This is a genomic window from Allocoprococcus comes (assembly GCF_013300725.1).
Classification (GTDB): Bacteria; Bacillota; Clostridia; order Lachnospirales; family Lachnospiraceae; genus Allocoprococcus; species Allocoprococcus comes_A.
Window position 1 is genome coordinate 1 of the sequence record NZ_JAAIMM010000092.1, and the last position, 1,067, is coordinate 1,067.

Consider the following 1,067-nt stretch of genomic DNA (forward strand, 5'->3'; position numbering starts at 1 on the left):
GCACCTTCTACTCCGGTTTCTTCATATTTAAAGCCTTTATAAATACCTGTTTCTTCTTTACCAGATACAGCATTTCTTACTTTAGAGACCAGTGCTTTTACTTTTGCCAGAACAGAATCTCCTGTTACTTCGGTAAGCTGTTCTCCCTTTTTCGTCAGGAGCAGGCTTCCTACCTGTTCATCGTTTTTCTGTTCTACCTCTACAATCGCTGCTCCTGTATCTGGATCAATCTGATGTGCAGTGTTTGAGGATACTGTAATTACAATACCGCTCTGTGGATTTTCTTTATATGTTCCTTTTGTAGTCTGCTCTAATGGTGAAATAATCGTTGTTCCATCATACAGGGACTCTTCGCTTCCCTGTCTTACAAATCCTTCCGGTGCTTTCACTTCTTCGATTCGATAGGTAGAGCACTTCAGTTCCTGCGGTGTGATCAGATATCCTTCCTCGTTTGTTTCGAATACACTGATCTTTTCTTTCTTCGGATACTGAACAACCTGTTCCACATATTTCTTATTTGTCACATCGTAAATCTTATAAGAAGCACCAGCCTTTAAAACCGTATTTCCAGTCTGTGCATCCTTCTTTACAATTTTCAACAAGAATTCAAACGGACGGTCATCAAATACTCTCCACTGCATTGGTTCTCTGCTGTCATTTTCCACATTTACCACAAATGGATCAATGGTTTTCAGATTCTCCGGGGTAGTGCTTTCTACTACAACATAACTCCCATACGGCAGTTCCGGGCTGACTGCATATCCTTTGGTATCAGTGATCAGTTCCGGTACTGGTACGGCGATTCCGTTCTCATAAGTAACTGCAACCTGCTCTTTGCTGAAGTCATAATTCTTGAAATCACTTGCTGTATAGCTTTCTCCATTGGACGGTTTCAGTTTCCCATTTTTCACCTGTGACAGGCTGCTGATCAGATATACCTTAAATCCTGCTCCTGCAACCAGGTCTGTTTCTGTCTGCTCTCCATCTTCACTGACTTTGATCAACTGGAATGCCTGTTTCTTTACCTGCTCTTTTACCGTAAGGTCTCTTGTCACTTCTGCAACATC

The 1,067-nt window shown here is 41.8% G+C and carries 1 protein-coding gene; it reads right to left on the bottom strand.

All coding sequences use genetic code 11. The annotated features are described in order from the left end of the window. Positions 1-1,067, bottom strand: a 1,067-nt coding sequence (locus G4407_RS16160) for an MSCRAMM family protein (RefSeq protein WP_173689695.1), incomplete at both ends; no start/stop codon positions are given.